We start from the raw sequence: 26,364 nt of genomic DNA on the forward strand, positions 1-26,364 counted from the left end.
ATACCAATAAATAAAATTAAAAAAAGAGTTAATGTTTCTATACTTTAGGAGCATTAACTCTTTTTATATTAATGATTCAGATAAGTAATATTAATACAAAAGTTTCAATGTCTATTTTTAGATATTGAAATTATATATGTGATTTTACAATAGAAAATCACATATATAATCAACATTACAAAAAATGTAAGTGAGGTTATTATTTATATTATAAATGAAAAGGAGGAGTAAATATATGTATGAGTAAAAAGAGTGAAAATTATAGTGGTATTTATAAAGATATGGTGGAAGTATTGGGAGAGGAGATTACATTAAAGATATATGAGAATTACAGAGGTCAGCAAGTAACTTTTCCAATGAGATTATATTCTAAAAGTTACATATTAGAATACTTAAATAAAAACTATAATGGTAAAAACTTAAAAGAGTTGTCAAGGAAATTAGGATATACGTGTAATTGGCTACAACAAGTTATAAGTAAGGAAATAATTAGAGAAAAAAATAAGGAAAAAGTGGAGGTATAAATTATGTATTGTAAAGAATGTGGAAATAAATTTAAGAATGAAAAAGCTGTTGTATGTGTTCATTGTGGAACAAATAAAGGACAAGGTAATAATTACTGTAGTGAATGTGGTACAGAAGTTAAGAATAAAGAAGGAGCAGAAGTATGTTTAAATTGTGGATGTAAATTAAAGAATTCAAAAATAAACATATCTAATAGTTTAAAAGGAAGTAATGGGACAGGTAAACCAATAGGAAATTCTAAAGTAGTAGCTGGTATTTCAGCAATATTGTTAGGAGCTATAGGAATTCATAATTTTTATTTAGGCTATAAAGAAAAAGGATTTATCCAAGTAGCAATATTTTTAATAGCAATAATATTCTTTGAGCCTTTAGTTTTAGTTAATAACGTATGGTCAATAGTAGATGCTGTAAATATTTTTAGAGGAAAAATGAAAACTGCAACAGGTGAGGAATTAGTCTAATTATAAATAAATTTTCACTAGATATTTATTAAATTTTTAATAGATATTTAGTGATTTTTTTTTGTAAAATATGATGTAAGGTGTTTTTTTAGGGGGAATATATCGTTGTTACCGTTATATATAATACGATAACAACGATATTTTTAAGTACAATTAGGAAAAACTAAAAAAAAATAAAAAATATTTATGCAAAAATGAAGTAATTTAAGTATAAATATGCAAAGGGAAATAAAATACATAAGAGCAAAAATGGCTATAAACCAAGTGGAATCAATGGGTTGGTTGGAATTTGGTTAAGAGTAAGGAAATCTAGGCTTAAAAAGTTGATTAGGTTTTTATGCCAGGAAGTCTTGGGTTGGAAGGCGATGAATGTAACTGAAAAATAGTGAATTAAAATACGTGGAAGCCTTGATATAGCAAAGGTTGAGGGTGTTTACATATTAAAAAATATTGGTATAATACAAAATATAAAGTAAATAAAACAATATAAGCTATGAATAAATATAAATAATAATTCGATTTATTTATAGGAAAAGATAGCAAATTGGTTTATACTATGTAGTTTAGTAAACGTTTACAAAGGCTAGGAGGAAGAAGAATGAGTAATAACAATTTAAAATTAAGAGAAGAAGTAATGAAAGGGTTAAATGTTTTAGAAAAGATGGAAAATCCATTAGAGATTAGAATGCTTAAAACAAAAAAGGGAACTAGAAGTGGATACTACATTGATAAGAACAAGCTTTTAAGTGATATTCAGAAATACGATGGTGTAGATAATATTTTTTTCACACTTAATGTTTTTTCAGATGATTTAATGGCAAGAGCAAAGGATAAGTTGCTAGATTATGCACAACATACTACATCAGATTCAGATATTATAAGAAGAAAATTACTACTTATTGATATTGACCCATGCAGAGCATCAGGAATTTCATCAACTGATGAAGAACTTGAATATGCTAATAAAATTGCTGATGAAGTTAAGTTGTTTTTAGATGATAATGAATTTCCACAACCAGTTAAAGCGTGTAGTGGAAATGGATATCACTTATTATATAAGTTAGATTTACCTAATACTAAGGAAGTAACTGAAAATATAAAAGTTTTTTTACAAGTGCTAGATAATAAATTCAGTACAGAGAAAGCAAAAGTCGATACTACTAATTATAATCCAGCTAGAATAACCAAGCTTTATGGAACTATTGCTTGTAAAGGAGATAGCATTGAAGGAAGACCCCATAGAAGGTCAAGAATTGTAGATGTACCAGAAAAATTTGAAGTAGTAGAGGAAGTTTTAATAAATAAGATAGCAGAGCTTATGCCTAAAAAGGGAAATAAAACTAAAGCTAAAAAGAAAAGTAATACTAGCAAAATTCAAAGTAAAATTGACGTTAAAGAATGGCTAGATACGTATGGAATAGATATAGATAGAATAAAAGATGAGTCAGATAGAACTTGTTATGTATTGAAAAGGTGTCCTTGGAATGAAAAACATACAGATAAATCAGCTTCAATAACTCAATTTCATGAAGGTGGAATAAGTGCTAAGTGCCATCATGATAGCTGTTCCCATGAGAGTTGGAAAACTCTTAGGGAGCGCTATGAAGGTAAAAAAAGTAGAAATAAAAATCTAAAAGAGGAGAAAAAAAGTCAAGCAGATATAATGATTGAAATGGCAATGAATGAAGAAGATGAGTTTTTTCATAATGAATTAAATGAAAAGTATGTAGCCATAAAGAGAGAAGGAAATCCGTTAGTACTTAAAGTTAATGGACAGGACTATAAATCTTTTTTAGTTAAGCGATTTTTCAAAGAAACTAAAAAAGCTCCATCTAAGGATTCAATTAATCAAGCAGTAAGTGTATTAGAAGCTTTAGCTCAATATGATGGAGAAGAGATTAATGTAGCTAAAAGGTGCACGGAAAGAGAAGGAGCTATTTATTATGACCTAGGTGATAAGGAATGGTCATTCATAAAAATTACTACGGAAGGTTGGAAGCTTGATAATAGTGGACAAATATTATTTATAAGACGTAAGACAATGAAACCACAGGTTTTACCAGAAGAGTATGATGACATATCTATAATTAATAAACATTATAGATTTAAGACAGATGAAGATAAAATTTTACATACTGTTAGTACTGTTACCAAATTTTTAAGTATAGGAAATCCTATAATAGTTTATCATGGCGAAAAGGGAGCATCAAAGACAACTACTATGAGAATGGATAGAAGCATAGTTGACCCATCAGCAAGAGATGTAATATCAATGCCTAAGAGTTCAACAGATTTATCATTAGTTTTACATAATAATTACTTACCATGTTTTGATAACATAGATAGTATTTCAGCAGAAAAGAGTGACATATTATGCACAGCTGCTACAGGGGGAGGATTTAGTAGAAGAAAGCTTTATACAGATGATGAGGAGAATATATATGAATATAAAGTACCAGTAATTCTTAATGGAATAAATGTTGTAGCAACAAGACCAGATTTATTAGATAGAAGTTTACTTTTAGGACTTGAAAGAATATCCGAAGATGAAAGAAAGGAAGAAAGTGAAGTATGGGAAGAGTTTAACAGAGATAAACCTAAAATGTTAGGAGCTATATTTAGTACTATATCAAAAGCGTTAACTATTTATCCTAGTGTAAAGTTAAAGAAGCTAGGAAGAATGGCTGACTTTACTAGATGGGGATATGCTATAGCAGAAGCTTGTGGTATTGGTGGAGAAAAGTTTTTAAAAGCCTACCTTAATAACCAACATAAAGCTAATGATGAAGCAGTTAGCTCAAATCCAATTGCAACAGCAATTATTAGATTAATGGAAAATACACAGTATTTTGAAGGGTCAGCATCTAAATTATTAGAAGTTCTAAACTCCATTGCAGAAGATGAAAAGATTGATATTCAATCAAAGCTATGGGCAAAAGAACCTAATGTACTTAGTAGAAGATTAAATGAATTAAAATCTAATCTTCTTATGGAGGGAATAACATTTTCTACAAGCAATACTAGTTTAGGGAGGAAAATTGAAATCCGTAAAAGTCCTAAAGAACTTATTTGTGGACAATCATCAATGGAAGTATCCGATATAGCTAATTTTATACAATCAGAATCAGAAGTAATTGATTTTTAATTTATTAATGACATTATCGTGGTTCAATACTTCGATAATGTCGATAATTTCAAGATAAAAGGAGTTAGTAAAATGAATAATATTAATAGTTGCAAAGAAATAATAGATTTAATTTCAGAAATAATAATTAATTATATTACTAGAGAGTGTGTAAAAGAAGAAAATAATTAAAAAATACAATGTAAATTAATAAGCATATATGGAGGAGAGATTAGAAATGAATAATATTAAAGTAAAATTTGAATGTGACTCAAGTGAATACATGGAGTTAAGAAATAAAAGTGTATGGGTAGCTGTTCATAATAAGTTAGTTATTATGAAAAATAAAAGAAGTAGAAGAAAAGAAGGATGGATAGAAAAGTTAATTACAGAATTGTATTGTTCAACAGGTATCTACCATGTAAGTTTAAATAGGGAAGACAAAGATAAAATAGTAATTAATTTTTTTGATTTTAACTTAATAGGTTCATATGGGTTTAGTCAAGAGGAATGTTGTAATGACATTGGTAATGTAGGAGAAATGTTAAAAAAAGTAATGAGAAAATTTAGGTTGAAAGATTATATATTCATATATAAATTTGAACCATTAGGAGTTGAGAAAGAATTTTTAAAATTATCTGATTTTATATAGATTAATTAACAATGGAAAATATCGAAGTATTGAAATATCGAAATGTAATTACTACGATATTTTCCATAATAAGTTTAGGGTAGTGAAATAGAAAGTTAAGTATATATTATAAATTTGATTAGATATTAGGAGGAGTTCTATGGGATTTAAGAAATTGGTTAATGATATAAAAATTGAAAAAAGGAGGAAAATAATTGCCATATATTGCCGGGTAAGTACCGATGAACAGGCAGAATTTGGATATAGTATAGATGAACAAAAAAGACTTTTAGAAGAATGGTGTAAAGCTAATGATTACATAATCTATAAATGTTATTCTGATAGAGGAATAAGTGGAAAAAACATAAAAGATAGACCCGCATTAAAAGAACTTTTAAGTGATGCTAAAGAAGGAAAGTTCGATATGGTTATATCTTGGAAGATAAACCGTGTAAGTAGAAAGTTAGAAGATGTTTTAAAGATTGTAAGTCTATTAGAGAAAAACAATATAACATTCAAATCTTATTCAGAACCTTTTGAAACAGATACACCAGCAGGAAGAATGCAATTTCAAATGATGGCTTTAATAGGAGAGTTTGAAAGGGGGACTATTGCACAGAATGTTAAGATGGGGATGATTGCAAAGGCGAAATCTGGAAATTGGTGCGGTGGACGAGTCTTAGGATATGACTTAGTACCTAATAACTCACCAGAAGAAGAAAAAAAGGGGAAAAACAAACTAGAAATCAATGAAAAAGAAGCCGAAATAGTAAGATTTATATTTAATGAATATAGTAAAGGAAAGGGATATAAAGCAATAACTAATCAAATAAATAAATTAGGATATAAAACTAAGAAAGGAAATAACTTTTCAGTAGGAAGTATAAGAGATATACTAACTAATCCAGTATATATAGGAGAAATAAGATATAATGTAAGACAAAATTGGAGTGAGAAAAGAAGAAGGAATATAAATCCTAATCCAATAAGAGTTAAAGGAAAACATGAAGCTATTATAGATAGAGAGCTATGGGATAAAGTTCAATTAATTTTAGAAAGTAAGAAAGGAAAGCCCTCAAGAATATATGATGGAGAATATCCATTAACGGGAATACTAAGATGTCCTAAGTGTGGAGCTGGTATGGTGATTTCTAGGACAACCAATACATTAGCAGATGGTACTAAAAAGAGAATAGCTTATTACTGTTGTGGTAATTGGAAGAATAAAGGAACTTCTGTTTGCAATAGTAATACAATAAGAGTAGATAAAGCTAATGAATATGTGTTTAAAAAGATTGAAGAATTAGTGTCTAATGAAGCAATGATTAAAGCAGTTGTTAAAAACATTAATAAGGAAAGAAAAGATAAAGTTAAACCAGCTAAAAGATTGTTAGGTGACATAGATAAAGAGCTTGAAAAACTAGATAAAAGAAAACGAAAAATCTTTGAAGCATATGAGGATGATATCTTAACTAAAGAGGAGTTTCAAATTAGAAAGGATGAACTAAATGAGAAAATCAGAATTTTAGAAGAAGAAAAGAAGCCGTTACTAAACACAATTTCTGAGGATGTAAGTGAAGAGATACCATATGAGTTCATTAAAGATATACTTATGAATTTCAGTAAAGTATTAAATAGTAGTGTAAGTAGAGAGCAACAGAAAAAGTTACTACATATGATAATATCTGAAATAACGATGAATGAATCAAGAGAAATAGAATCAATAAAACTTAATATAAATGATAAGCTAGTTGAATATCTAGTAAAAGAAGGAGGAGTACCTATTAAAGGTATTCCTTCTTCTTTTATGTTAATAAATATTGGATTGAAGGTATTGAATTTAAGTATTGTTATATAATGTATAATGTTATAATTATATTTATATAGAAAAATTGAAATCTAATGTTAGGGAGAGAAATTATGAATAATAGAGAGAATTTAAAAAAAGAGATTATAGAATTTATAAAATCAGATAATGAAAAAATAATGTTTATAACCGGAACGCATCAATATGAAAAACATATGGAAGTTTTGAGAACTTTAAATAAAAATGTAAAAGATGGTGTTAAAGTTTTATTTAGGATTAACGGAAAAGATAATATAAATAGTATTTTTCAACATAAGTTAAAATCAGAAAAATTGAATACAAGAATTAAAATAGGAAACTTGAGGATGTATATAGATACAATAAATAAGATGTCATGGAAAGGTGAAAAATATAATGTATCTATATTATATCCAGTAGATTCAATATGTAGAAAGAATGAGGAACAACGTAAAGAAATATTGGACGATTTAATAAAAAATACAGTTAATAAAGTATTTATAGTTTCGTGGACTGATTTATATGATTATAGTTGGTTAGATGAATTTGGAATAGACAGAAAAGTTGTATTTGATGCAGAGGAAGAAGACCCAGCTTATCATGGTAGGGTACTAGATAATATAAATAGAGTTAAATAAAATATTCATAGTTAAGGAGTGTGAATAAAATGGTAGTTACAAATATTATTCCGTGTATAAAGGTTACAAAAGAGAACAATATGAGTGGTATGGACATATATATTGATTTAGGTTCTAAGATAAGAGTTACAGATAATGAAGGTAAGGTAATAGAAGGTAGATTATTGTTTTTAGAATTAGCTAAAGATGAGGAAGAGGATGATATGTTATATCTATTATTAGACAATAAAAAGCAATTTAGTATAGGTATAAGTTATATAATAGACATAGAAGAACTTTAAGTACAATTAAAAACCTCACTTAATATTGATACGGAGAACCGTACCATAAGTAAGCCTCTAAATCTTTGATTTAGTTAGGCGAACTTACTCAGCGAACGAAGTGAGTCGAGTTTCCTTTAAGACCAAGTGAGGTTTATAGCTTTAGGCATTTATATTACTTGGTTAAGGCTGTTTTTGTAGGTGAAAAGACCATATCATAAGTAATTAAAATTTAACAAAATATGTTATAATATAATTAAGAATAAATTTGAGGAAGAGATAAATAGTAAATTTGTAAGGTGGGATAGGATATGGCTTCTAGTCAAGAGTATTTAGATTTTATTATTGGGCAATTAGATACGCTGGACGATATTTCCTTCAGAAAAATGATGGGAGAATATATTTTATATTTTCGAGGAAAAATTTTTGGTGGAATATACGATGACCGGTTTTTGGTTAAGATAACCAAGACAAGTAGACACTTGATGCTAGGAGCAATTGAAGAGTTGCCTTATGATGGGGCAAAACCAATGTTTTTGGTTGACGATGTTGATAATAAAGAGTTTCTATATCAACTGATTACAAAAATGTATGAAGAACTTCCTGCTCCAAAAGTAAAAAAGTAATTTTTGAATTCTAATTTATGTGTTAGTTAAAGATTTTTAAATAGAAAAAATTATTTAGGTTTATTTTTGATAAAAATTTGATATAATATAAGTAAGATTCTAAATCTATGATTTAGTTAATCGAACTTATGCAAAGCTAAATAAGAAATGCAGATAATAAAAAAGTAGAGTGCGCTAACACTCTACTATATACAATTCTAGTTGCTTAGGCAACTGCTATCACATATTTTTATGGTAATAAAAATAGTAGCTTCCAAATTGCGCGTGGGGCTACTATTTTTTTGATATTTTATCTATAAGTAACACCATAAATGTTAATAGTGCTAATAAAAATAATCCACCAGTAAATAGTAACATTAAAACGTCATTACTCATTAAGTATCACCTCCCTTCATAAAAGAGGTAAGTGATACCAGTAGCCCACAGTTAGCTATAAAATTGTACTTTAGAATTATACCATAAGTGAAATTCTAAATCTATGATTTAGTTAATTGAACTTACTCATATGAACGTATGTGAATAGTGAGTTTCCTCTTATGTAGAATATACACACAAGAATAAAATGGGAAAACCTCATTTATAATAGCTACGGTGAACCATACTATAAGTGATGTAGCTCTTTTCTAATCACAAAGAGGAATTGTCCTGAAATTATCGAATAAATATATAATTAGAAATATTTATATATTTGGGAGGGTTTTATGGAAGATAATACAGAAAAAATAAAGTTAAGTTTTTGGAAGAAAATAATAGGTAGCATTCAAGGAATAGAGCATTATGAGAATGTGTTAAAAGAAACTACTGGGAAGGCAGTACTATATTTGCTATTAATATCGCTGTTTCTTGGAGCTATTGGATCTATAAGAGGATCTATTGAGGTTAATAATGGTATATCAGAGTTTATAAAAATATATAATGACAATTGTCCAAACTTTGAGCTTATAAATGGAGAGTTAAGTGTTGAGGGCGTTATGCCAATGGTTTTATCAGAGGATGAAGATAATTATATTATTATAGATACAACTAACAGTACTAATCCAGATGTTCTAGATTCTTATAGTGAAGGTATTCTAATACTAAAAGATAAAATTATTCAAAAAGAGAACCAATTACAAACTCAAGTAATCGAATTCAAATCATTACAAGGATTAACCATAAATAAAGATATAGCATATAGCTACTTTCATTATGCAAAGATTATTATACCATTTATTTTTATTGTAAATATCCTTGGGTATTTCTTGGGTGGACTATTAAGCTCTCTATTTTTAGCTCTATTTGCCCTTATAATCAATGGAATTTTTAAAACAAAGTTGAAATATGGGCAGTTGTATAGCTTAAGTATTTATGCACTAACTACTCCGCTTATAATAAATACAATCTTGAAAATTTTAAGTATAGAACATTTTAGTTTCTATTGGTTAGTATATCATACTATAGCTTATGTTTATATTGGCTTTGCACTGAACAAACTAAAAAGTTCTAGGAATAATATTTTATTAGATTAGGTGTATAAAACAAATAAAAAGGTTAATGTCATAAATATTACGGTGAATGGTACCGTAAGTAACGATGACTCCCTATAGTATGTCTGTTTAGGGGATTAAAATTCCCTTTATGATATGCAATGAAAAATATATTAAAATTAAAAAATGAAGCTACAGATTGTATAAAAATCTGTAGCTTTTTCTACGTTAATCAGAATTGAAGATATATAGTTCATATTATAATCTGATTTACATTAGTTTTTAACATGGTTGAGAAATTTTTTTATTTCAATGATTTACCAAATCATTTATGTGAGATATAATAATTATTAATCAATTTAAGGAGAAGGGTAAGGCAGATTAACTATTACAAAGAAAGAGGTGCTTAAATGGAAGATATTAAAATCGACTCAGCATTATCATTGGGCGGTTATAATTGGCGTGTGCTTGACATACAAAACAATACGGCTTTGATTATAACCGAAGATATTATAGAACAACGCCCTTACCATGATGCGTATAAAGATATAACATGGGCTGACTGCGCGTTAAGAAAATATCTTAATGGTGAATTTTATGACAAATTCAATGCAACTGATAAATCAAGGATAATTCCGGTAATAAATAAAAATCTTGATAATCAGTGGTATGGTTCAAAGGGCGGAGCAGATACGGAAGACAGTATATTTTTATTAAGCATTGAGGAAGTGTGCAAATATTTTGGTGATAGCACTTCAAAACTGTATAACCGAGGGAAAAATCAAAGATATTGGTTTCAAAGAAAAGATGAAAACAACAGTAAGCGAATAGCAAAACTTCTGGGTAAAGAAGGGAGTTGGTGGTGGTGGCTTCGATCACCCGGTCGAGTTAATGTAAAAGCCGTGTACATCTTCGGGACTGACGGTAATATAGGTATACAAGGCAACAATATATTGAAAGGTAACATCAGTGATGGCAAATGTACAGGCGGTGTTCGTCCTGCTTTGTGGCTAAAGCTTGAATTGTAAATATTGGGTAACTTTTAAAGTGGCTTTACTATAATTACAGCATAGAATAATTAAATTTAAAGGAGAATTAAAAAATGAGCAAGTATGAAAATGCAATGAAACTTATGGAGGAACGTTGTGGAAATGGCAAAGAGGAAGTTATTGCCCTTGCGACAATATCACTATCCTCAAGCGCTGCCGGTAATCCTCGTCCTGCTGTCCGTATGGTATGCGCTTATTATGAAGACGGTGTATTTTATGTTTCTACGGATGCAAAAAAAAGTAAAATGCTACAAATTGAGAAGAACAACCAGGTTTCTGTCTGTGGGTTAGATTGGTATGCGTTCCAAGGTACGGCTGAAAATCTCGGTTGGGTCAAGGACGAGAAGAATGCGGAAATCAGAGCGAAATTCAAAAAAACTTTCGATTGGTTCGATGAAGTTGGCGACGAAGACAATCCTAACTCAATCGTTCTGCGTATCTCTCTCACAGAGGGTACAATTACTGACAATGAAAAAAAATACGGTCAACATCAGTATGAAATTGATTTTATCAATAAAACGGCGAAATAAATCCGTAAAGAATAAGCAGTTTCTAACTTGAGATCAAAAAAATTACACTACCTGATTATAAATATTCAATTAAGACCAAGTGTGGTTTATAGCTTTAGGCATTGATACGAATGCCTAAGGCTATTTTTGCAAGTGGAAATAACGTATCCTAAGTAATACTAATTTACAAAATATGTTACAATTAAAGAGGAAGAATAATTTTTATATGTAAGACAAATAAGAATCTTGTGTTAAGGAGGTAAAATAAATGGCAAGAGGAATTATTATTTTTGGTTCATCTGGCTCTGGAAAAACAACATTAGGAAAATTGGTTGCAGAAAAACTTAAATTCCCTTATTTTGATATAGATGATTATATTTATGCACAATGGGCTAATACGTTACCTTGTAAAGTACTTCGACTAAATGGAGATGAGGACTTAAATAAGAATGTTCAAATAATAGTACATGAATATTTGAAACAAAATTCTCAAGGATAAATTTATGAAGATGGTAGAAAAAGGAGTGGTAATGTGCGGATTATTAAAGAGAACCTTAGCAAGTTTTATGGAGGAAAGATTTTAGATGTAGGAACAGGACGAGGAGATTTCATCAAACTTTTGAGTGAAAATCTTAAGGGGTATGATAAGATTGTTGGAATTGATAGCCATGAAGAAATATTGGATGCAACTAGGGAAAAGCTTCATACAAAGAATGTTGAGTTAATTAAAATGGATGGAGAAAATATGGATTTTGAAGATGAAAGCTTTGATGCAGTTTGTCTATCAAATACTCTACATCATTTATCAGATAAAACAAGGGTAATTGAAGAAATGAAGCGGGTATTAAAGACTAATGGGATTTTTATTATAAATGAGATGTTCTGTGATCATCAGAACGAAGCTCAGATGGCACATGTTTATGTACATCATATAGGTGCAGATATTGATATGATTACTAACCGAATGAATCATAATTACACCTATAGAAGAGAAGAAATAAAGGAAATTATAAGATCACAGGGCATTAAAATTCTTGATGCTTTCGAATTTAAATATAGTGATGAGATTAGTACAAATACAGATGAGTTTGAAGAAATATACACTGCTGTTGGGAAAAGGATAGAAAATATAAGGCAGTCACCAAGGTATGAAGAAATAAAGAAACGTTTTGAAGACCTGAAGGAATGGATGAACAAGTATGGTTTAGCAGGAGCCACTCAATTAATGATTATTGGAAAAAAATAGACGGATATGAACTTACCCCTTCGTTACAGAAATCTCTACTATTAAAGGAATATAATCATATTGTTAAATTGATTTTAAAATTTAGATTGAGGAGGCAGATATATAGAAATGAAACACATAATTCAAATAATATTTACAGTTATAGTGGTGTGTACTATTGTTGTTACAGCAATAAAAGTGATGAAGAAAAACCATAAGGAAACTTATATGTCTGAAGGTATGATCCTTGGCTTTGTAATCGGCGCTATTTCTAGTTATTATATAATGAATGCACTTATATGTACGCCTATAGGAATGTTTTTGGGTATTGAAGTTGGAAAAAATATAAAAAGAAATAGTTAAAATGATATTTCATTAAATAAATTATATTAGGAGTGTTGTTAAGAACCGTACCGTAAGTGATGCTCCAGATCTTTGATTTGGTGAGCAGAACTTATACACCGTATAAAAAAATGTGAAAAATAGCTTTAGCCATTGATATAAATTGGCTAAAGCTATTTTTATGACTAAATGCTTTATCATAAGTAATATAAAATGAGAAATGTAATAAACGGTTATATAATAATTATAGTAAATCAGAAAAAAACTTTTAATATAAAAATGTCGCAAATTTAAGTTTCATTCGTTATATTAGTTGAGAGTACTCTTAAAGGATAAGGAGTGATTAAGTGAAAGCTTCGTCAGATGAAATTTTTCAAAATAACATGTTAGAACAGCTTTATGATGCTTACGAACATAAAATGTATGGCATAGCATATTCAATTTTAAATAACGTGGGTCAAGCTGAGGATGCAGTTCAAGACGCATTTATAAAGTTAATTCCATATCTAGGAGATATTAATAGTGTAGTAAGTGTACAGACTAAACGATTAATAACATACACAATAAAAAATATTGCAATTGATATATATCGTAGGAATAGTAAAGAATCTGAACTATTTACTAAAGGGTTAGACGAACCAATGATAAGTGAAAATCAAAAAGAAATTGCTTATGTAAAAACTGTAGAAGATAGACAAATCGTCGTACATTTACTTTCTAGTTTGCCATCAAAATACCGTGAGATAATTAGGTATCGGTGTTATTACGAACTTAGTTATAAGGAGATATCACTATTGTTAAATATCAGTGAAAAGGCAGCAGCTAAAAGATATGAACGTGGAAGAAAGTTGCTAAAAGAACTGATGGAAAAAGAAATGATAGGAGATGAATTGTATGGATAATAAAATTGATATTGATAGAATGGCGTATCTAATAGGTGAAGAAGATGCTATGGAAGAATTGGATAAATTTACAGAACCACATGGGTTCTCAAAAAAGTATGAAGGTGAGAAGATGAAAATGATTAAAAAGGTAAAAAATATAGAGCCTATTCCTATATCAAATAGAAAAAGGAAAGGAATGACAAAGAAAAAGACTATAGTACTTATTGCAGCCATTACAGCAACTTTAGCATTATCTGTAACAGCCTATGGAATAAACAAAGGAATTATATTTACTACAAGTAGGAACGAAGAAACAGGAATTACTACTGTTGAGGCACAATCAGAAGTTCCTATCAAAGGAATACCACTAATAAATATAACTCCAGGCTATCTTCCAGATGGATATGAACAATATGTAGGAGACAATTCGAAGTATTTCCTTAATGGTGACGCTTCTGCAGGAGGTGGCGAGATATTAATATATCAATCCGATTATGTTTATCAACCACCAAAATATAAAAGTATAGAAAAAACCACTATTGGTGGTGTAAAAGCACTGATTACAACATACGAAGATGGAGACAGTACTATTGATTTATGTTATGAAGAAGATGGGCAAATTATTAGAGTTGGCGGACTTAATGGTATTTCTTTAGAAGAACTTAAAAAGGTAGCAGAAAACATTAAATATGAAGTAATTCCAGGAAAATTCATGGTTCAATATAATCCAGTTACTGGTGAAACCATTGATATAACAGGAGACACTACTGACCTACCAATTCCTGCTGATGGAATATGTGCTATGGGACAAGAAATAACTGGTAAAAAGTCTGCTAATGGTGAGCTAAGTTATATTGTAAAAGACGCTAAATTTATGGATAAATTACCTACATTAGATAAAAGTAAGTTCTATAACTATGATGAGTATTCTAAAATGATAAATGAAGACGGAACATTAAAGGATTATGAAAGAGTTTCTGTTAAATGGGAAAGCAATGAAATGAAAAATGTTACTGAAACAGCAAAATTAAAGTTTGCTTACGTAACTGTAATCATGACAAATCATTCTGATACAAAGTTAATAAACGAAATTATTGATCCAAAAGTTGAGCTTAGGACTAAAGCAGCAAATGGCACCCTTGAAGCTTTTACTAATAATAGTGATTTTATTAGTGATCTTGCAGCAGTTAGAGAACCAATATATTTTGATAAATTTAAGAATGAAGAAACTAAAGAATCAGAAATTGATCAAACAGAGCTTGATAAATTAGGCTTTAAAAATTATGCAGAGTATATATCTTTTTATGAAGGGATGGAATTTATGCTGTGTGATTTTGAACCACATGAAACTAAAGAAGCACATTTTATTTATGTAGTAGACGCTGATCATATTGATGATGCTTACATTCACATGCCTGTTGGTACTCCTCTTGGAAATTATGTTAAGCTAAAGTAATTAAATTAAAATCTATGAGGGCTATCTTAAAAAACTTTGAGATAGTCCTTATCATAAGTAGTATGAAAAATTATTTTAATATACAATTTTCAATAAAATGGTATAATTAATAGTAAATAATGTTTATACAATCTGTATTTTTAATATATAGTATAAAATGTTAGTTTAATCAATTTGAAAGGGCATGTAATAGATGGATAAAGAGGTTAAGTTAATAATACTAAGAGGCAATTCAGGAAGTGGTAAAACTACAACAGCAAAGGCATTACAAAAGAAATTTGGGCATGGTACCATGTTAATATCACAGGATGTTGTTAGAAGAGAAATGTTGTTTGTGAAAGATGGCCCTGACACAGAAGCAATTAAATTATTAAATGAACTTGTACTATATGGGAAAAAGCATTGCAATATTGTAATTTTAGAAGGTATTTTAAATTCAAGGTGGTATAGAAAACTATTTGAAAATTTACATAATGAGTTTGGTAATCAAATTTTTGCATATTACTTTAATATACCTTTTGAAGAAACTTTAAATCGTCATAAACAAAAACCTAATGCACATGAATTTGGGGAAAAAGAAATGAGAAAATGGTGGAATGAAAAAGATTTAATAGGTATGATTCCAGAGGTATGTATACATAAAGAATTAAGCTTAACTGAAATAGTGAATATTATTTATCAGGATGTTGTAAAGTGAAGGCTATAATTTTAAACTCCGCACCGGGCGTTGGAAAGACTACCTTATTGATGCTACACAAAGAGGGGTTGAAGAGATTAGAGATTTGTTTGTAGATTCTATATTAGCAATTTTAAAGAGGAATAGATAGATGGCTAAATATATTGATTTAAGTTATACCATAGAAAATGGACTAAGTACTCATCCTTACGATGAAGAACTAAAGTTATATCAAAATAGATTTTTGGTTAAAGACAAATACAATGACACGAAACTAGAAACTGGTATGCATGTTGGAACTCATATTGATGTTGTAAGCCACATGTTAGATAGTAATGTTTTAATAGATAATTATCCAGCAGATAAGTTTATTGGAAAAGGATGTTTACTTGATGTTAGAAACCAAGATGTTATTAAAATGAAAAAGATGTATTTAGATATTGTAGAAAAGGATAGCATAGTGATTCTATATACCGGCTTTGAAAACCAATTTGGATGCGATGATTACTTTACTAACCACCCCATAGTGGAAAAAGAGTTAGCTGAATTTTTTATAGATAGAAATATTAAGATGATTGGCATGGACTTGCCATCTCCAGATAAATACCCTTTTCAAGTTCATAAAATGCTACTAGAAAAAGATATTCTTATTATTGAAAATATGAAAAATCTCGGAAGTTTATTGAATGTAGATGAATTTGAGATTATTGCATTGCCTCTTAAAATAAAAGCGGAAGCATCCCCCGTGAGAGTTGTGGCTAGGATTTAAATTTAAGAATGGCTTATTATGAAGTAGACTTGAAATAGCACTAAAACATTGTATTATAAGTAAATCAAACAAAAGCGAGTTCTTTAGAGCTCGCTTTTTCAATGGGTTAAAATAATGGTCTAATCTAGAAATTGAGGATTATATTGAAACACTCTATCTACTACCAATTAATGGTTGATCTATTATTTTAATCTATTTACCTTTCGAAGTTATAAATTCTTTTGCAAATTTTAAGAATAGTTCCGTAGAAAATGGAAGTTTTTCATCTTTACGTCTTATACAGTAAACATGACGCAGAAGCTTAATTTCATCAACTATTTCAACTTTGCTCAAAAGTCCTAGTTTAAGTTCTTGCTTCACAGCACTTTCCGATACTACTGATATTCCTAAATTATCATATATACTTTGCTTTATTGCTTCGATACTACCGACTACGTATAAGTTACTTGGAACAAACTTAAAGTTACCTACTTTCTCTAAGTAAGACACTAATGAAGTATTTGGATTTGATATTAAAAAAATTTCATTTTTTATTTCACTTAAAAAAATTCTTTTTTTAGTGGCCCATGGATGTTCGTTATTTACAACTATGACAAGGGGGTCTTCTAATATAGGTTCGCACAATATGTGTTCAGTGTCAGAAAAGTATGGTTGTGAAATTATCCCGACAGAATAGCTTTTATTTAGAACACTGCTAACTACATTTTTAGTATATTGTACATTATTAACCACAGTAATATAAGGATATTTCTGTCTAAATAAGAACATTATATTAGGTAATATGTATGTTCCAGGTGTGTTAGACGATGTAATGAATATCTCAGACTGCTCCATTAATTTTGATTGTAGCAAATGTTCTTTTGCATTTACAAAAGTATTGGATATCTGCTGGGCATAAGGTAAAAAAAGGAGACCTGCTTTAGTTAATTCAGCTTTTTTTGATTTACGGCTAAATAAACGACAGTCAAGGTAGGTTTCTAAGCGTTGAATCCTCATTGAAACTGCAGCTTGTGTACAAAACATTTCTTCTGCTGTTTTGGTAAAATTGTTATTCTTTGATAAAAGTAAAAAGGTTTCAAGGATTTCTAAATCCATTTTTTATAACCTCCTCATTAGAGTATAAATATGTGTGAGTTAATAATATTAATACATTTACACATAAATATTATTTATTATAGTATAAACTATTTTGGCTCTAAAGTGTATAAATAAATAATATTACAACATTTTTTAAAACTTATGTATAAATATTATTTATAATTATCAAGTTTTTCATGAATATAAATTTTATTTATCATTACCATAATTAAATGTAATTGGATAACTTATAGCTTTTTCAGTATTATTTAAATATCAAATGGTTAACTTTTGATGAATTTTTATATTTTAATAAAGGGGAGATTAAAGTTATGGAATCAACGGTTAAGGTTAAAAAGGTAAAAAGTCCTTTTGAGCTAAAAATGCAGTTTTTTGGCTTACCACTGGCATTATTGATTTTCGCAATAATTTATACTATGCCAACTCCAGAAGGATTATCTTATGCAGGAAAGATGGCATTGGGAGTTTTCGTTACAGCTCTTACACTATGGGTTACTGAAAGTATACCTAACTATGCAGTATCCTTATTAGTAATAGTTGCTTTACCACTAACAGGAGCTTGGACTGAGAAACAGGCAATGGGAGTGTTGGGCTATGAGGTAATTTGGCTTACCTTTGCAGCATTTATCATAGCTTCTGGTATGGAAAAAAGTGGGCTAGCTAAGAGAATGGCACTTTATTTAATATCTAAGTTTGGAAAGAGTGTTAATAGTATACTAATACTTCTTATCATAATTAACTTCTTAATAGCATTTGTTGTACCATCAACTACAGCAAGAGCAGCTATGATGTTTCCAATAGTACTTCTAGTGGTAGAAGCATTTGAAGTCAACATTAATGATCCAAAGAATAACTTTGGAAAGTTACTTGCATTACATGGTATACAGGCTAATAACTTATCTACTGCAGCAATTGTTACTGCAACATCATCACAGATTCTTGCAATAAGCTTTATAAAGGACCTTACAGGTCATGAGGTTTCTTGGATGGAATGGTTTTTGGCATCTGCGCCGATAACAATTTTAACTCTAGTTTCAATGTTTTTTATAGGTAAGCTATTATTTAAATTACCTAAGTCAGATTCAAAAACTCTTGACCTTGGTAAGATTAAGGATGAGTATAAAAAGCTTGGAAAGATGACTATTAATGAGAAGAAGGCACTTTTAATATTTACAGTGACTCTAGTTCTTTGGGCAATGGACAGTTTACAGCTTAAACTTTTTGGATTTCAGTTAAGTCTTGTAATGGTTGCCTTACTATCATCAGCACTTTTCTTTTTGCCATATGTAGGAATTCTAAAGTGGAAAGAAGCAAAAATATCATGGAATCTACTGATATTCGCTTGTGGTGCTTACGCTGGTGGTGTAGCTCTTGATGAAACAGGGCTTGCATCTTGGGGACTAGATATTGTTTTCAATAAAATAGGTATAGAAAATATGAGCTTTGTTGTATTATTTGCGGTAATAATGTTTATAGCAAGTTTTAGTCATATTCTCTTTACTTCGAAGACTGTGAGAACGATTATACTTATTCCTACTATAATTGGTATTGCAAATGCTACAGGCTATAATCCAGTTGCTTTAGCATTACCTGCAGCATTTTGTATAGCGGATACTATTACGTTGCCACCTCATAGTAAGGTTAATTTGATTTATTATGGTACAGGATATTTTACAGTACTTGAACAAATGCTTTACGGGATTTTGGTATTATTAGCTAAATGGGCAATATTGGTTATAGCTTCAGTGACATGGTTTAAAATTATAGGAATTGCATAGGAGGGGTATGGTATGAAAAAAAAGAGATTTTTATTATTAATTGTTGCTTTTGTTTGCTTGTTTTCTACTAGAGTTTATGCAATGGATTTAGGAAAATTAGAAAAGGTAGAAGACACACTTATACCTGATGGAAAAAATGCAGTAATACTACAAAAAATAACTGCTGTAACCAATGACAAGGGCGAAGTTGCATTTTCATTATATGATGAAAGTGAAATATTAAAAGTAGAAGCTACAAAAGGTAGTATTGTAGAGACACCACAGAAGGTAGAAAATGGTGATCAAGAATATAATTTAATAGTATTTAATGAAAAGAAGTCTGAAGTTACTTTTGAAGTGACTATGAATAAAGAAGGGGTATACGAAGGAGAAGAGGCTAAATTAGGAGATACTTTTCCAGGTGGGGTGTTAGTAATAGAGCATAAAGTAGTAAATACTTCTCCTAATAATATTGAATCTTACTCTGCTGAGATAGCTGTTCCAAAGGGAAAGGAACTTCTAAATATTGTAGAGTATGATCCTGAAGAAGCTTTTAATATAATTGAAAAAGATGGATATGTATTTGGTGGGTTCGACTTTAAGGATATTGATGCAGGACAAGAGACTGAACTAGCTATCAATATTATGAAGCCTAATAAAACATATGTTATACAGGTATGGGTACTAGCTGTTATATTATCCGTGTTATTTATGATAAAGAATAAGCATTTGCTTAAGAAGGCTTAAAAAGAAAAGTGATAGAAATTAAAATTTAAATATCAGGACGGTGTAGATTATGAGAAAAAAACAAGGGTTACTTATCATATTAGATGGCTTAGGAGATCGTGTAAACCCAGAATTAAATGGGATGACTCCACTTGAGAGCGCAAAAACGCCCAATTTAGATTATATTGCTTCACAGGGCATGTGTGGAAATGTTTATCCAATAGCTCCAGGCATAAGAGTAGGTACTGATGTTGGACATCTCCATATATTTGGGTATGACAGTAATAAGGTTTACTCTGGAAGGGGACCACTTGAAGCCTATAGTGCTGGAATGAAATTGATGCCAGGAGATGTTGCTTTCAGAGGTAATTTTGGAACTATTGAGGATGATTATACTGTTATCGATAGACGTGCTGGTAGAATTCGTAAAGGAACAAAAGAACTAGCAACTGCAATTAATGGTTTAGAACTATCTGATGGTACACAAGTATTTGTTAAGGAACTAACGGAGCATAGATTAGCAATTGTTTTAAGAGGAAAGGGTTTAAGTGATAAAATATCTTGCACTGACCCAGGAACTGCAGAAGAAGGTGCTAAACTTATTATTCCAAGTCCATTAGATGGTACAAGTAGTGCAGAAAAAACAGCAAAAAATTTATGGGAATTTACAAATCGAGCTTATGAGATTTTAAAGGAGCATCCTATAAATAAACAGCGTGAAGCAGAAGGTCTAAATGTAGCTAATGTTGTAATAGCTAGAGGTGCAGGGCAAGAAAGAGACATACCATCTATTAAGGAACTCTATAATATCAAAGCTGCTTGTGTAGCCGGGGATATAACTGTTGGGGGGATAGCAGAACTTGTAGGAATGGATTACTTTTGCGATGACAGTTTCACTGGAAGTTTTGATACTAATCTAAAAGGTAAGGTTGATTTAAGCATTAACCTTCTCAAGGAAAAGAAATATGACTGGGTTGTGATGCATGTTAAAGCAACAGATTTGGCAGGGCATGATAATCTTCCCATTGAAAAAAGAGATATGATTGAAAAAGTAGATAACGCCATTGGAATGATTCTGCAGGAAATCGACTTAAATAAATGTTATATAACAGTTACAGCTGACCACAGTACACCTTGTGAGGCAAGAGATCACACTGGTGATGGAGTACCAACAATTATCGCTGGTGGAGATGTTCGTAAAGATAGTATTAATTCTGCTGGAGAATCTCAGTTTATGTCAGGGAGCCTAAATAATCTTACTGCAAACGATATTTTTATGATGCAAATGGATTTATTAGGTTTTACTGATAAAGTAGGTTCATAAGCCAGTATATAATGACCCTCTGATAAGTCAGGGGGTCATTTATTTTGTTTGTATAACCCTAAAATAAGTTTTATCCTATATTGCTTTGGAAATATATAATTTTTGTGTAAAATGTAGATATAACAGTAGATAGGAAGTGAGAAAATGAATCATAAAATACAAAGAATTAATAGCTATGAGGATGATAGGTTTGATAAAACTATTTTAAATCAACATGGTGCCTTTATTGTTGATGAAAAGTATAAATGTAGTTTTAAAATAATAAATAAAGATTCTGCTATTGTATTATTTGATAAGGAAGTTGATATATTTCAATTGATAGATGAATTTAGATTTTATTCTGAACACATTATTAATTTCTATGAGGAAAATATGGAATTAATAAAAACTTTTACACCCAATAATATATTTCACATAACTATTAAGGATATTCAGCCTTCACAGTTTTTCGTTGATATAGACAAAGTTAAAGCCATAGAGTCTTTCATAAAAAGTGAAGAAGATATTATCATTCCTCTAACAAGAATCAATGATTCTTTTGTATCTTTAGATGGACATACTAGACTTTATTATGCAGTAAGTAAGGGATATTCTAAGGTAAAAGGCTATTTAACAGAATCAGGTGATTACCTAGAGGGCTTTGTAGAAGAAGCAAGGAAAAGAAAAATATATTCGCCATATGACCTTAATTTAATATCTCATGAAGAATATAAGGTAAAGTGGGATAAGTTTTGTGATGATTTTTTTAGTGAGAGGGAATAAAAGATTGAAAGCTTTAATGCATTGTATAGTAGTTGAAAATAGAGCAACTAATTAATACAAAATAGATGTTATAATTCTATACAATATTATGTTATAAATTGTTTGTATTAACACAATTTACATGATAAAATTTATATATAACTTGAATTACAGAAAATTGTAACTTCAAATTATTTATAGTATTTAGAAGAGGTGAAACTCATTATGAGAAACAAACTAGGTAATTACTCAGTGCAGTTAATATAATCTGATAGCAGATTGTACTGAGATAATAAGATATTTGTTATCAGTTAACTGCATTACTTTTCAAATTAAATTATCATATTTAGTATATTATGAAAAGGAGTAGTTAAATGAATAGAGAAGCGTTTAAAAATTATTTAAAAAATGAGGAAAAGAAAGGTTTTCAGGGATGGGATTTCTCGTATCTTGATGGTAGATGGGATGGAGAAAATATACCATGGGATTATGAAAAAATCTTATTGTCTTATTTAAAAGCAGAATATAAGCTTTTAGATATGGGAACAGGAGGAGGAGAATTTCTACTTACTTTGGACCATCCGTTTTGTAATACAGCTGTAACAGAGTCATATGAACCTAATGTTGTAATTTGTAAAGAAAGATTAGAACCTGTTGGGATAACGGTTAAGCAGGTTTTTGATGATTCAAGATTGCCCTTTGAAGATGATTCTTTCGATATAATAATTAATAGACATGAATCCTATGATATTGGTGAGATTAATCGAATATTAAAGGCTGGAGGGTATTTTATTACTCAACAAGTAGGTGGAAAAAATGATGTAGATTTATCTGAAAAGATAATAGATAATTTTGAGTCGTTGTATACTACTCATGACTTAAAACATAACATTGAGGGTTTTGAAAATAACGGATTTGAAATTCTTAAGTCAGAAGAAGCTTTTACTCCTATACGTTTTTATGATACAGGAGCTTTGGTATACTTTGCAAGGATAATAGAATGGGAGTTTCCTAGTTTTTCCGTTGATACTTGTTTTGAAAACTTATGTAAAATAGAGAGAGAACTCAATGAAATTGGATATATAGAAGGAACAGAGCATAGATTTCTTATTGTTGCTAAGAAGTTATCAACATCTAATGAGACAGGAAATTTTAGATTTAATTATTAGAATAAGATGCAGTTATAGATTTTGAACTTGGGTGTCATAGGATAAATTGTACCATAAATAAATGCTAAATTTACGAAAGTCTAGTAATAAATGATGTAAAAATGTAACTCCAATCTTTTAATAGGTTGGAGTTTTTTGTGATATAATATAAAAAATTATATAAGGGAGAATGTGTTATGAGTAAACATAATATCTATACAATGAGCGTAGCAAAAATCTATCCTCTTTTGGTTACAAAGGCGGAGAAAAAGGGTCGTACTAAAGCAGAAGTGGATGAAATCATCCGTTGGCTCACAGGATATGGCCAGGAAGAGTTAGAAGCTCAATTGGAAAAACAGATAGCCTATGAGACCTTCTTTATGGAATCCCCTAAGCTGAACCCAGCAAGGGTTTTAATTAAAGGTGTGGTTTGTGGTGTACGAGTGGAAAATATCGAAGAACCAATTATGAAGGAAATTCGCTATTTGGATAAGCTCATCGATGAGTTAGCAAAAGGAAAATCCATGGATAAGATTTTGAGAAAATAATGATTAAAGTGAAAACAAAAAATACTAATGATATTTTGTAGAATGTGATGGATGAGATTGCATCATTATTTACGTGGGGGGAAGAATACCACAAGTAACATAAATATATAAATATAAAGGCTCACATACAGTGATGTAAGCCTTTTACCCTATTATTTCTTTTCAGATGTTTCTTCTTTTTTAGGGTCTTTATCAAAATATTCATCTAATTTCTTTTTCATGTTATCTGGAACCTTTTTCTCTATTGGGAAGGCTACTGAATTTATAACTGATTCACTGAATTCTTTAGTTATAATAGTAGTCAATTCTAAGGCTTCAGCACTTAAATATTCCATAACATCGTTTCTTGTGTGGATGAAAGCTCCACCCTGTGGTGCAAAACGACAGAAGGTAAGAGATGGGATTCCCTCATCAGCAAAGGCTGTAGAATCACTTGAGTATATGTCTTGTTCCACTTTAAGTGGGAAACCTTTAATCTTAGCCATTTGATCAATATAATCAACTAAACTTTGCTCTGCAGTAACTAGAGCCATTTCTTTTCCAAGAATAGAGCCAGCCACGTCTACGTTAATCATTAGAAGGTGTTTCTTAAGCTCTTCCTCATGGTCTTTTAAGTAAGCTTTACTTCCAAGAAGTCCAACTTCTTCAGAGCCATACCACATAAATTTTACAGTTCTCATTGGTGGATTTTCTTTAAAGTGTCTTAGAAGTTCCATTATAATAACTGAACCAGCTCCGTTGTCATATACTCCAGTACTGTAAGGAACACTGTCATAATGAGCACCGAAGGAGATTATCTCCTCAGGGTATTTAGTACCTTCTAAAGTTACCACCACATTTTGAGAAGTTAGCTCTACATCTTCCATGATTAGCTCTACATGGATTTTAGAAGCTTTGTTCTTAATCATATGGAAGCAGTCTTTCATACGCATGTTAATTGTAGGTATTCTTCCATGCTGTGTATTCTTTTCACGGATTCTAGCTATAGAAATATCAGTTTTATCTTCTTCATCCATGGCAGTACCAGACATAGTTATATATCCAGCAATACCAGCATCCATAAGTTTCTTATAAAGTTTAGAATTTGGACGAGTATTTATTAGTACAAACTTTCCTTTAAGATCAACTAAATTTACATCCAAGCCGTCTTCAATGTATACAAAATCTGCAGTTATTCCACCCTCAGATGTACCGATTGAGCAGTTATATGGTGCAATCTCATATTCTTTTTCAAAGGGCTCTACAACCTTTAGTGTAGCTTTTTTAATTACAGAGCTAGGAGCTTTGAAAGACTCTAAGTGTCCTTCACAGCCAATTGAGGATATTTCCTCTAATAAAATGTTAGCAGCTTTTAATTCTTCCTCTGAGCCACTGGTTCTTACAAAACCGATTTTTTTTAGTAGTTCAAATTCTCTTTCAGCATTGATCTTCATTATATTTCCCCCCATTATTTGTCCATCTAAATATATTATACTAGAGTTGTATGAAAATTGAAAATATAAATGCAGATATATAGTTGAAGAGGGGAAAGCCTAACCTATTGAACCTAATGTGATTAGAAACACCTGCTAAATCCATGATAAATTGAAATAAACCTTTATTTTCTTATATAAGTTTGATATAATATGAGGTTATGTTAGTAGAATTACATATATTTAAATACACTTGTTAGTATAGAATGCTATAGCGTATGATAAATGAAGAACATTACTAAAGTAGGGGGCAACTTAGTATGATTAAAATTTTTTCTTCGTTAAAAGGCTTAGGACTTAATTATGAAGACGATATAGAGTTATATACAAAAAAAGAAGATAAATACGATGAAGAAACAAAGGATAAAAAATCAACAAAAATTGATATTAATACATTACTTTATGATAAGAAGGTTACTTGTCCAGTTTGTTTAAAAGCTTTTACATGTAGAGTTGTAAAAGCGTATGTTCCTAAAGTAAAATCAAAAGATACAGATGCTTTTATAAGATATGAGGGGGTAAATCCATACTTTTATGAAGTATTGGTATGTCCAACATGTGGATATGCAGCATTAAAAAGTGATTTTCAGAAAATACAATCCTATAAACGTGAAGTTATACTTGTAAAGATAGGCAATCAATGGCAAGGTAAAGAATATCCTCAAGTTTATAATGAAGAAATCGCAATTGAACGTTATAAACTTGCATTACTAAATGCAGTGCTAGGAGAATTTAAAGATAGTACAAAGGCAATGCTTTGCTTGAAAATTGCATGGATGTATAGACTTCTAGAAAATAAAGAAGATGAGAAGGCATTTTTAGAAAGAGCACTTCAAGGATTTGTTATTGCTTATGAAAATGAACGAACTCCAATATACGGATTAAATATTTATTCTTTACAATATATTATAGGTGAGTTATATAGAAGAATAGGGGATTATACAAATGCTAAACTATGGTTAGGAAGAGTAATCGTAAGCAAGACGGATCAAAAAATAAAAGATAAAGCTAGAGACATGAGAGATTTAGCAAAAGATTTAGAGATAAAAGCAAATGAAGCTACTTGTGAATAGAGATATATGAT

General features: G+C 30.0%; 28 protein-coding genes. 25 read left to right on the plus strand and 3 right to left on the minus strand.

Annotated features, from left to right (window positions below; translation table 11 throughout):
- The first annotated feature begins 239 nt into the window (after positions 1 to 239).
- The 8 genes from IO99_RS14385 to IO99_RS14420 all read left to right on the plus strand — a co-directional run bounded on the left by IO99_RS14385 (position 240) and on the right by IO99_RS14420 (position 8,090).
- Positions 240 to 524, plus strand: a complete 285-nt coding sequence (locus IO99_RS14385; RefSeq protein ID WP_003466845.1) for a Mor transcription activator family protein — start codon at positions 240 to 242, stop codon at positions 522 to 524.
- Between the two features lie 3 nt (positions 525 to 527).
- Positions 528 to 986: an NINE protein gene (locus IO99_RS14390; RefSeq protein ID WP_003466824.1), complete on the plus strand. Its 459-nt coding sequence runs from the start codon at positions 528 to 530 to the stop codon at positions 984 to 986.
- A gap of 598 nt (positions 987 to 1,584) precedes the next feature.
- On the plus strand, positions 1,585 to 4,131 hold the full coding sequence (locus IO99_RS14395; protein WP_035134649.1) for a hypothetical protein: 2,547 nt from the start codon (positions 1,585 to 1,587) through the stop codon (positions 4,129 to 4,131).
- 217 nt (positions 4,132 to 4,348) lie between these two features.
- The gene (locus IO99_RS14400; protein ID WP_035134651.1) at positions 4,349 to 4,762 is read left to right on the plus strand and encodes a hypothetical protein; all 414 of its coding nucleotides are present in this window, start codon (positions 4,349 to 4,351) and stop codon (positions 4,760 to 4,762) included.
- 139 nt (positions 4,763 to 4,901) lie between these two features.
- Complete coding sequence (locus IO99_RS14405) at positions 4,902 to 6,599, plus strand: recombinase family protein (RefSeq protein ID WP_051824160.1); 1,698 nt, start codon at positions 4,902 to 4,904, stop codon at positions 6,597 to 6,599.
- Between the two features lie 62 nt (positions 6,600 to 6,661).
- A complete protein-coding gene (locus IO99_RS14410) occupies positions 6,662 to 7,204 on the plus strand; it encodes a hypothetical protein (protein WP_035134653.1) in 543 nt (180 codons plus the stop codon).
- 29 nt (positions 7,205 to 7,233) lie between these two features.
- Positions 7,234 to 7,485, plus strand: a complete 252-nt coding sequence (locus IO99_RS14415; RefSeq protein ID WP_035134655.1) for a hypothetical protein — start codon at positions 7,234 to 7,236, stop codon at positions 7,483 to 7,485.
- A gap of 290 nt (positions 7,486 to 7,775) precedes the next feature.
- Positions 7,776 to 8,090 carry a TfoX/Sxy family protein gene (locus IO99_RS14420; protein ID WP_035134657.1) on the plus strand — a complete coding sequence of 105 codons (315 nt, stop codon included), beginning with the start codon at positions 7,776 to 7,778 and terminating at the stop codon, positions 8,088 to 8,090.
- A gap of 273 nt (positions 8,091 to 8,363) precedes the next feature.
- On the opposite strand, the gene IO99_RS14425 is transcribed toward IO99_RS14420, so the two are convergent.
- Entirely contained in the window at positions 8,364 to 8,465 is a 102-nt protein-coding gene (locus tag IO99_RS14425; RefSeq protein WP_035134660.1) for a putative holin-like toxin, read from the minus strand.
- A gap of 326 nt (positions 8,466 to 8,791) precedes the next feature.
- Here IO99_RS14425 and IO99_RS14430 point away from each other — a divergent pair, with 326 nt between their 5' ends.
- The 10 genes from IO99_RS14430 (at position 8,792) to IO99_RS14475 (ending at position 16,466) form a co-directional block, all read left to right on the plus strand.
- Positions 8,792 to 9,598: a DUF1189 domain-containing protein gene (locus IO99_RS14430; RefSeq protein WP_035134662.1), complete on the plus strand. Its 807-nt coding sequence runs from the start codon at positions 8,792 to 8,794 to the stop codon at positions 9,596 to 9,598.
- A gap of 368 nt (positions 9,599 to 9,966) precedes the next feature.
- Positions 9,967 to 10,584 carry a DUF6273 domain-containing protein gene (locus IO99_RS14435; protein WP_035134664.1) on the plus strand — a complete coding sequence of 206 codons (618 nt, stop codon included), beginning with the start codon at positions 9,967 to 9,969 and terminating at the stop codon, positions 10,582 to 10,584.
- A gap of 74 nt (positions 10,585 to 10,658) precedes the next feature.
- Entirely contained in the window at positions 10,659 to 11,135 is a 477-nt protein-coding gene (locus IO99_RS14440; RefSeq protein ID WP_035134666.1) for a pyridoxamine 5'-phosphate oxidase family protein, read from the plus strand.
- Between the two features lie 247 nt (positions 11,136 to 11,382).
- Positions 11,383 to 11,613: a shikimate kinase gene (locus IO99_RS14445; protein ID WP_051824161.1), complete on the plus strand. Its 231-nt coding sequence runs from the start codon at positions 11,383 to 11,385 to the stop codon at positions 11,611 to 11,613.
- A gap of 33 nt (positions 11,614 to 11,646) precedes the next feature.
- Positions 11,647 to 12,360: a class I SAM-dependent methyltransferase gene (locus IO99_RS14450; RefSeq protein ID WP_035134668.1), complete on the plus strand. Its 714-nt coding sequence runs from the start codon at positions 11,647 to 11,649 to the stop codon at positions 12,358 to 12,360.
- Between the two features lie 108 nt (positions 12,361 to 12,468).
- Complete coding sequence (locus IO99_RS14455; protein WP_035134670.1) at positions 12,469 to 12,702, plus strand: hypothetical protein; 234 nt, start codon at positions 12,469 to 12,471, stop codon at positions 12,700 to 12,702.
- A 326-nt stretch (positions 12,703 to 13,028) separates the two neighbouring features.
- Complete coding sequence (locus IO99_RS14460; RefSeq protein WP_051824163.1) at positions 13,029 to 13,583, plus strand: RNA polymerase sigma factor; 555 nt, start codon at positions 13,029 to 13,031, stop codon at positions 13,581 to 13,583.
- On the plus strand, positions 13,576 to 15,021 hold the full coding sequence (locus tag IO99_RS14465) for a hypothetical protein (protein WP_035134672.1): 1,446 nt from the start codon (positions 13,576 to 13,578) through the stop codon (positions 15,019 to 15,021). Before IO99_RS14460 ends, IO99_RS14465 begins: the two co-directional genes overlap by 8 nt.
- A gap of 193 nt (positions 15,022 to 15,214) precedes the next feature.
- Positions 15,215 to 15,718 (plus strand): kinase, encoded by a 504-nt coding sequence (locus IO99_RS14470; protein WP_035134674.1) that lies wholly within the window; start codon positions 15,215 to 15,217, stop codon positions 15,716 to 15,718.
- 130 nt (positions 15,719 to 15,848) lie between these two features.
- Entirely contained in the window at positions 15,849 to 16,466 is a 618-nt protein-coding gene (locus IO99_RS14475) for a cyclase family protein (protein ID WP_035134676.1), read from the plus strand.
- A gap of 192 nt (positions 16,467 to 16,658) precedes the next feature.
- Here the strand turns inward: IO99_RS14475 and IO99_RS14480 are convergent, their stop codons facing one another.
- Positions 16,659 to 17,561 (minus strand): LysR family transcriptional regulator, encoded by a 903-nt coding sequence (locus IO99_RS14480; RefSeq protein ID WP_035134678.1) that lies wholly within the window; start codon positions 17,559 to 17,561, stop codon positions 16,659 to 16,661.
- 314 nt (positions 17,562 to 17,875) lie between these two features.
- Between IO99_RS14480 and IO99_RS14485 the strand changes: the two genes are divergently transcribed.
- The 6 genes from IO99_RS14485 (at position 17,876) to IO99_RS14510 (ending at position 23,808) form a co-directional block, all read left to right on the plus strand.
- Complete coding sequence (locus IO99_RS14485) at positions 17,876 to 19,342, plus strand: SLC13 family permease (RefSeq protein ID WP_035134680.1); 1,467 nt, start codon at positions 17,876 to 17,878, stop codon at positions 19,340 to 19,342.
- A gap of 12 nt (positions 19,343 to 19,354) precedes the next feature.
- Positions 19,355 to 20,068: a hypothetical protein gene (locus tag IO99_RS14490; protein ID WP_035134682.1), complete on the plus strand. Its 714-nt coding sequence runs from the start codon at positions 19,355 to 19,357 to the stop codon at positions 20,066 to 20,068.
- A 49-nt stretch (positions 20,069 to 20,117) separates the two neighbouring features.
- A complete protein-coding gene (gene apgM, locus IO99_RS14495; protein ID WP_035134684.1) occupies positions 20,118 to 21,371 on the plus strand; it encodes a 2,3-bisphosphoglycerate-independent phosphoglycerate mutase in 1,254 nt (417 codons plus the stop codon).
- A gap of 144 nt (positions 21,372 to 21,515) precedes the next feature.
- Positions 21,516 to 22,133 carry a hypothetical protein gene (locus IO99_RS14500; RefSeq protein WP_035134686.1) on the plus strand — a complete coding sequence of 206 codons (618 nt, stop codon included), beginning with the start codon at positions 21,516 to 21,518 and terminating at the stop codon, positions 22,131 to 22,133.
- A gap of 353 nt (positions 22,134 to 22,486) precedes the next feature.
- The gene (locus IO99_RS14505) at positions 22,487 to 23,281 is read left to right on the plus strand and encodes a class I SAM-dependent methyltransferase (RefSeq protein WP_051824165.1); all 795 of its coding nucleotides are present in this window, start codon (positions 22,487 to 22,489) and stop codon (positions 23,279 to 23,281) included.
- A 176-nt stretch (positions 23,282 to 23,457) separates the two neighbouring features.
- Positions 23,458 to 23,808, plus strand: a complete 351-nt coding sequence (locus IO99_RS14510) for a DUF2200 domain-containing protein (protein WP_035134688.1) — start codon at positions 23,458 to 23,460, stop codon at positions 23,806 to 23,808.
- Positions 23,809 to 23,960: 152 nt separating this feature from the next.
- Here the strand turns inward: IO99_RS14510 and IO99_RS14515 are convergent, their stop codons facing one another.
- On the minus strand, positions 23,961 to 25,241 hold the full coding sequence (locus tag IO99_RS14515; protein WP_035134690.1) for a M28 family metallopeptidase: 1,281 nt from the start codon (positions 25,239 to 25,241) through the stop codon (positions 23,961 to 23,963).
- Positions 25,242 to 25,540: 299 nt separating this feature from the next.
- On the opposite strand from IO99_RS14515, the gene IO99_RS14520 reads away from it, so the two are divergent.
- Positions 25,541 to 26,353, plus strand: coding sequence for a DUF2225 domain-containing protein (locus IO99_RS14520; protein ID WP_084178197.1), 813 nt, complete (start codon positions 25,541 to 25,543; stop codon positions 26,351 to 26,353).
- Positions 26,354 to 26,364: the final 11 nt, after the last annotated feature.

Origin of the sequence: Clostridium sulfidigenes (genome assembly GCF_000732635.1) — a bacterium.
GTDB lineage: Bacteria > Bacillota > Clostridia > Clostridiales > Clostridiaceae > Clostridium_J > Clostridium_J sulfidigenes.

Coding starts and splice junctions, on each gene's coding strand:
- IO99_RS14385 (WP_003466845.1), top strand. CDS start 240: ATGAGTAAAAAGAGTGAAAATTATAGTGGTATTTATAAAGATATGGTG.
- IO99_RS14390 (WP_003466824.1), top strand. CDS start 528: ATGTATTGTAAAGAATGTGGAAATAAATTTAAGAATGAAAAAGCTGTT.
- IO99_RS14395 (WP_035134649.1), top strand. CDS start 1,585: ATGAGTAATAACAATTTAAAATTAAGAGAAGAAGTAATGAAAGGGTTA.
- IO99_RS14400 (WP_035134651.1), top strand. CDS start 4,349: ATGAATAATATTAAAGTAAAATTTGAATGTGACTCAAGTGAATACATG.
- IO99_RS14405 (WP_051824160.1), top strand. CDS start 4,902: ATGGGATTTAAGAAATTGGTTAATGATATAAAAATTGAAAAAAGGAGG.
- IO99_RS14410 (WP_035134653.1), top strand. CDS start 6,662: ATGAATAATAGAGAGAATTTAAAAAAAGAGATTATAGAATTTATAAAA.
- IO99_RS14415 (WP_035134655.1), top strand. CDS start 7,234: ATGGTAGTTACAAATATTATTCCGTGTATAAAGGTTACAAAAGAGAAC.
- IO99_RS14420 (WP_035134657.1), top strand. CDS start 7,776: ATGGCTTCTAGTCAAGAGTATTTAGATTTTATTATTGGGCAATTAGAT.
- IO99_RS14425 (WP_035134660.1), bottom strand. CDS start 8,465: ATGAGTAATGACGTTTTAATGTTACTATTTACTGGTGGATTATTTTTA.
- IO99_RS14430 (WP_035134662.1), top strand. CDS start 8,792: ATGGAAGATAATACAGAAAAAATAAAGTTAAGTTTTTGGAAGAAAATA.
- IO99_RS14435 (WP_035134664.1), top strand. CDS start 9,967: ATGGAAGATATTAAAATCGACTCAGCATTATCATTGGGCGGTTATAAT.
- IO99_RS14440 (WP_035134666.1), top strand. CDS start 10,659: ATGAGCAAGTATGAAAATGCAATGAAACTTATGGAGGAACGTTGTGGA.
- IO99_RS14445 (WP_051824161.1), top strand. CDS start 11,383: ATGGCAAGAGGAATTATTATTTTTGGTTCATCTGGCTCTGGAAAAACA.
- IO99_RS14455 (WP_035134670.1), top strand. CDS start 12,469: ATGAAACACATAATTCAAATAATATTTACAGTTATAGTGGTGTGTACT.
- IO99_RS14465 (WP_035134672.1), top strand. CDS start 13,576: ATGGATAATAAAATTGATATTGATAGAATGGCGTATCTAATAGGTGAA.
- IO99_RS14470 (WP_035134674.1), top strand. CDS start 15,215: ATGGATAAAGAGGTTAAGTTAATAATACTAAGAGGCAATTCAGGAAGT.
- IO99_RS14475 (WP_035134676.1), top strand. CDS start 15,849: ATGGCTAAATATATTGATTTAAGTTATACCATAGAAAATGGACTAAGT.
- IO99_RS14480 (WP_035134678.1), bottom strand. CDS start 17,561: ATGGATTTAGAAATCCTTGAAACCTTTTTACTTTTATCAAAGAATAAC.
- IO99_RS14485 (WP_035134680.1), top strand. CDS start 17,876: ATGGAATCAACGGTTAAGGTTAAAAAGGTAAAAAGTCCTTTTGAGCTA.
- IO99_RS14490 (WP_035134682.1), top strand. CDS start 19,355: ATGAAAAAAAAGAGATTTTTATTATTAATTGTTGCTTTTGTTTGCTTG.
- apgM (WP_035134684.1), top strand. CDS start 20,118: ATGAGAAAAAAACAAGGGTTACTTATCATATTAGATGGCTTAGGAGAT.
- IO99_RS14500 (WP_035134686.1), top strand. CDS start 21,516: ATGAATCATAAAATACAAAGAATTAATAGCTATGAGGATGATAGGTTT.
- IO99_RS14505 (WP_051824165.1), top strand. CDS start 22,487: ATGAATAGAGAAGCGTTTAAAAATTATTTAAAAAATGAGGAAAAGAAA.
- IO99_RS14510 (WP_035134688.1), top strand. CDS start 23,458: ATGAGTAAACATAATATCTATACAATGAGCGTAGCAAAAATCTATCCT.
- IO99_RS14515 (WP_035134690.1), bottom strand. CDS start 25,241: ATGAAGATCAATGCTGAAAGAGAATTTGAACTACTAAAAAAAATCGGT.
- IO99_RS14520 (WP_084178197.1), top strand. CDS start 25,541: ATGATTAAAATTTTTTCTTCGTTAAAAGGCTTAGGACTTAATTATGAA.